At 39.6% G+C, this 5,188-nt stretch carries 4 protein-coding genes; 3 read left to right on the top strand and 1 reads right to left on the bottom strand.

The features are described 5' to 3' along the window. From LC115_07610 to LC115_07600, 3 genes are all read left to right on the top strand, one after another. On the top strand, positions 1–1,464 hold a 1,464-nt coding region (locus LC115_07610), incomplete at its 5' end, for a methyl-accepting chemotaxis protein (protein MCZ2356537.1). 181 nt (positions 1,465–1,645) lie between these two features. Then, positions 1,646–2,722 carry a PorV/PorQ family protein gene (locus LC115_07605; GenBank protein ID MCZ2356536.1) on the top strand — a complete coding sequence of 359 codons (1,077 nt, stop codon included), beginning with the start codon at positions 1,646–1,648 and terminating at the stop codon, positions 2,720–2,722. Then, positions 2,723–3,826: a glycosyltransferase gene (locus LC115_07600; protein ID MCZ2356535.1), complete on the top strand. Its 1,104-nt coding sequence runs from the start codon at positions 2,723–2,725 to the stop codon at positions 3,824–3,826. A 63-nt stretch (positions 3,827–3,889) separates the two neighbouring features. On the opposite strand, the gene LC115_07595 is transcribed toward LC115_07600, so the two are convergent. Next, positions 3,890–5,101: a response regulator gene (locus LC115_07595; protein MCZ2356534.1), complete on the bottom strand. Its 1,212-nt coding sequence runs from the start codon at positions 5,099–5,101 to the stop codon at positions 3,890–3,892. Between the last annotated feature and the right edge of the window lie 87 nt (positions 5,102–5,188).

Raw genomic sequence — 5,188 nt, 5'->3', positions numbered from 1 at the left:
AAAAACTACCAAGATGCTTTAGTTATCTATATCATTTTGATACTCCTTTCTGGGGGTGTTTTGGGTACGTTATCCTACCAGATTATCACGAGTATAAACAGTAATGTAAGGCGGGCTATGACCATATCCAGCCGAATTGCTTCCGGAAATTTGAATATAGATGATTTGAAATCCAATGAGAAAGACGAGATAGGGGAGGTTATAGATTCGTTTTTCACGATTCGGAAGAAAGTGGAGGGGATTGTAGATTCGGTAAGTTTATACATAGACAAGACGCAAGTAGGTAAAGTAGATGAGTTTAATGCCAATGAGAAGGAATTTGAGGGAGCTTATCGGGACATTGTTGTGGGCTTAAATGCGGCTGCCCGTGCTACGATGAAGCCTTTGCGGGAGATCTTGACAATATTACAACGGCTTTCAGTAGGCGATCTAAACCAGAAGATGGCCACTGCCGGCTATGCCGGAATATGGTTAGAGACAGCCGAAGCTATGAACCAGATTATCAACGCCAACATTTCGGTATTAGAAAACACGAAGCGGATAGCACAAGGCGAAGTCGTTATCAACATACGCCCCCGTTCAGAAGCCGATGAACTATTAATATCCTTGAACGATATGGCTCAGAAACTCAACGAGATAGCGGTTCAGATTTATGATGCTGCGGAATATGTAACTACGGGTAGCCAGGAGATTAGCAGCACGTCCTTAGAGATAGCCCAAGGAGCTACGGAACAGGCTACGGCTACAGAAGAAATAACGGGTTCAATAGAGGAAATCACCACAGCTATTCAGCGCAATAGCGATAATGCACGGGAGACAGAACATATCGCTAAGGAGACAGCACAAGGCATCGTTAGCGTAAGCTCCTCTACCGAAAACAGCATCGTAGCGATACGGGATATTGTATCGAAGATCAGCATTATCAACGACATAGCAGAGAAGACGGATATTTTGGCTATCAATGCGGCGATAGAAGCAGCTCGGGCAGGCGAGCACGGCAAAGGATTTGCCGTAGTAGCAGCCGAAGTACGCAAACTGGCAGAAATAAGCCAACGCTCAGCCAAAGATATTAACGAACTATCTAAGACCAGCTTAGAAGTAGCCGAAGAAACCGGGCGACTCATGCAGGCAATTATCCCGAACGTCCAAAAAACAGCCTTATTGGTACAGGAAATAACGGCAGCCAGCAACCAGCAAAGCTTGGGCTCTACACAGATACTAAAGGCAATAGAACAGCTATCTTTGGTAGTGCAACAAAACTCGGTAGCTGCCGAAGAAATGAGCACCAACAGCGAAGAACTATCAAGCCAAGCAGAAATGCTCAAAGGAGTAGTATCGTTTTTCAAAATAGACAGGCACGCAGTAGTCTCCAGAATAACAGATAAGCGTAACCAACAAAAAAATACCCTGAAAAAGAAAAAACTATCCAAAGCAGGATCATTTCAACATGATTTTGACTACTAAAATCAGCGATTAATAACATCAATCAATACTGAATTGATATTACGAATTATCAAGTAGTTTGATTTTTTATAGCCCACTATTTTATAGTGGGCTATATTTTTGCAATTGCCTAAATTATTTTACAGTTTTCCGATATTTAGATATAAAATTCGGTACATTTGCGTTTTTGAGAGGGTTACGTATGAAGTTTTGGGTAGGGTTGCTGGTTTGTTTTGCCTGTTTTGGTTCAATATTCGGGCAAACTACGGCACCCAAGTATAGTAATGATTTTTTGAAAATTGGCGTAGGGGCAGCGGCAGCAGGCATGGGGAATGCTCAGGTAGCGTTTGCTAAGGATGCAACAGCCGGATACTGGAATCCTGCCGCGCTGATGCACAGTACCAAAGCTCCCCAAGTAGCGCTGATGCACTCCGAATACTTTGCCGGAATAGCAAAATATGACTACGGCGCATTTGCAACCCGAATTCAAGGAAATAGACACTTCGCCGCCAGCTTCATCAGAATAGGAATTGATGACATCCCAAACACCCTAAACCTCCGAGATGGCAATAGCTTTAATTATGACCGGATAACGTCATTTTCCGTAGCCGATATGGCTCTCTTAGTGTCCTATGCCCAAGACCTCGAATTTTTAGAAGGATTATCGGTAGGCGGAAACGTAAAAATAATCAACAGAATTACCGGCAAATTTGCAACCGCATGGGGGTTCGGTATAGACTTAGCCCTTCATTATCAGCGAGAAAAATTAAAACTCGGCCTTGTCCTTAATGATGTAACGACAACCTTTAATGCATGGTCATTTAATACAGAAACCTTTGAAGAGGCTTTTAGAGTTACCGGTAATGCTATCCCACAAAATTCCATAGAACTCACTTTGCCCTCTGCCAGAATGGGCGCAGCCTACTCTTTTTTTCCCGAAAAAAAAATCAACTTAACTGCTGCCGCAGATTTAGATTGGTACTTTGATGGAAAAAGAAACAGTATAATCAGTTTAGGTGCAGCTACCATAGACCCCAAAATAGGCTTAGAAACTACCTACAAGAATTTGGTTTTTCTGCGTGCCGGTGCTATGAACTTCCAGCGAGTACCGGATATAGACGGCAAAAAACGACTAAACTTATTTCCAACCTTAGGAGCAGGGCTGCAGTTTAAAGGCGTACGAATAGACTATGCCTTAGCCAACATCGGCGACTTTAAGCAAAACCTATTTTCACACTTATTTTCCTTGCAGTTTATCATTGATAAATCTTTGTATTAAATGCGACGTATCGCATTTTTTGCAAACTATAAATTTGGTTCCGTATCCTATTTTGCATTACGGGCACTTCGTTCCATTGTAGAAGAAGTGGTCGCTTTTTCCCCTGATGTATTACCAAACAATGAAGAAAATATCATTCTCTGCCCGATATTAGCTCCTGTAAAACAAATTCTGACGGAAATGGGCGGTAGCTTTGATGCCGTCATTGTGGTAGAAACCAATCAATTTCCGCTGCTATTGGTTACAGATATTCAGGGCTTAGAAATACCAATAGCTTGGTGGGGAATAGATACACACTTGCATTTTCGCTGGCATAAAGAATATACAAAACTGTTTGATTATGTATTTTTAGCCCAGTTAGATTATGTGTATCCGGTTTCGCGTTATGCTGGGATGCCGGTTCATTGGCTACCCTTAGCTGCTGACCCGGATTTCCACAACGATTATTATCTGGATAGGGTTTATGACGTTAGTTTTGTTGGGAATATCAGCCCGAAGCGGCAGCGTTTTTTTCGTAAATTATCTGCTCAAACGCCGGTTCATTTATTTTCGGGAAAAAGCCCTGTTGAACTCGGTCAGATTTACAGCCAAAGTAAAATTGGCTTAAATTCAATTACTTATGAAGACTTAAATGCACGTATTTTCGAGGTTATGGCTTGCGGTGCTCTCCTGATAACGCCGGAAACACAAGCCGGCCTTCCCAACTTATTTATCCCCAATAAACAATTGGTTACCTATAGCAAACACACGCTTGAAAACACCATCAAACATTACCTTATTGATAGAGTTGCTCGGGAAGAAATCGCCTTAGAAGGTTTTCACGCCGTTCATACAGCACATACCTATGAAAAAAGATGCCTTCAGATGCTGGATATTATTGCGAACGGAAAAACCAAAAAGAAATCAGATTGCTATTTATCACCGGAAGTAGAAATTGCACTTGCCTGGGTGTATCAACACCGCTATTTTCGGTATTATCCTAAAAGTATGGCACTTTTTAGAAAAAACTTACTCTTACATCCATTCACAACAATCCAAGCCATGTTTCGTTACGTAATTGCTTATGGGTGGCAAAAATGGCATAGATTTAAGGCAGAAAAATAGCATTAACATTTCGCTAACAGCAGTTTTTGATGGTGTATTAAGAAAGGCCATGCGTTGTTTTTTTTATATTCTAAAGCCCAAAACCAAAACATCATCGGTTTGCTCTCTTGTGTTTTTCCATTGGTCAAATGCTTGAAATAGATGTTCTTTTTGCTCTTTTTCTGGATTGGAGGAGATTTGAATTAGTAAATCATAAAATTTTCGGGACTTAAATTTTTGGTTTAGAGGGCCGCCAAATTGGTCTGCATATCCATCAGAATTCATATAAAACATATCTCCTGTTTCTATTTCTACTGGTCTGCTAATAAAGTTTTTATGTTGAAATTGGTCGCCTCCTAATGGGTATTTTTCGCCTGATAATTTTGTAAATTCTCCCTTTGAAATCTTAATTAGGGGGCGGTTAGCGGAGGCATATTTTAAGTTTTTATGATTTAAGTCCATACAAACAGCAATAACATCCATTCCGTCATGAATGGTGGCAGATGACGAATGATAATCTTGCTTTAAAACCTTTTTGAGTTCAAAGTCCACTTCATTTAGAGCTTCAGCGGGTTCCATGATTCCTCGTTCTTCTACAACTCTGATAAATAATTGCATTGCTAAAATACTCAGCATAGCACCCGGAACGCCGTGCCCGGTACAGTCTCCTACTACGAGAAATAATTTATTTCTTCGTTCATGAAACCAATAAAAATCACCACTTACATGATGTTGAGGCCGAAATAAAATAAAAGATTGCGGGAAAAAAGAAGCTAATTCGGTTTCTGTTTTAAAAATAGCATTTTGTATCCGCTTGGAATAAATAATGCTATCTAATAACATCTGGTTAGACTCTTGTAATTTATGACGGGCTTCTTCTAAGTGCTTATTTTTTTCTTGTAGTTCATGGGTTAAACGGGCTATTTTTAGATGTGTATCTAACCTTGCAATAACTTCATCTTTATTAAATGGTTTAGATATAAAATCTACTCCACCTACCGAAAAACCGTGTACTTTGCTTTCTGAATCATTTAGTGCAGATAAGAATAAAACAGGCAGATTTCTTGTTAATTCATTGGATTTTAGCGTTTTACAAACCTCATAACCATTCATTCCGGGTAAATTAACGTCTAAAAGAACCACATCAGGAGACATCCTTTCGGCTATTTTGATTGCTCGTTCACCATTCATAGCAACTAAAACTTCGTAAGGTAAACCATCTAAAGAATCTGTCAGAACCTGTACATTCATCGGATTATCATCCACAATTAAAACTTTCGGCTTATAGGGTTCCATATTAAATTAAAAATTAAAAATTAAAAATTAAAAATTAAGAGGTTGTTTAAAAATGGTGTAAAAATTGTTAAATTATTTAATATCACA

It is taken from the genome of Bacteroidia bacterium, from assembly GCA_026932145.1.
Lineage (GTDB): Bacteria > Bacteroidota > Bacteroidia > J057 > JAIXKT01 > JAIXKT01.
This window is presented reverse-complemented; position numbering and strand designations above follow the sequence as displayed.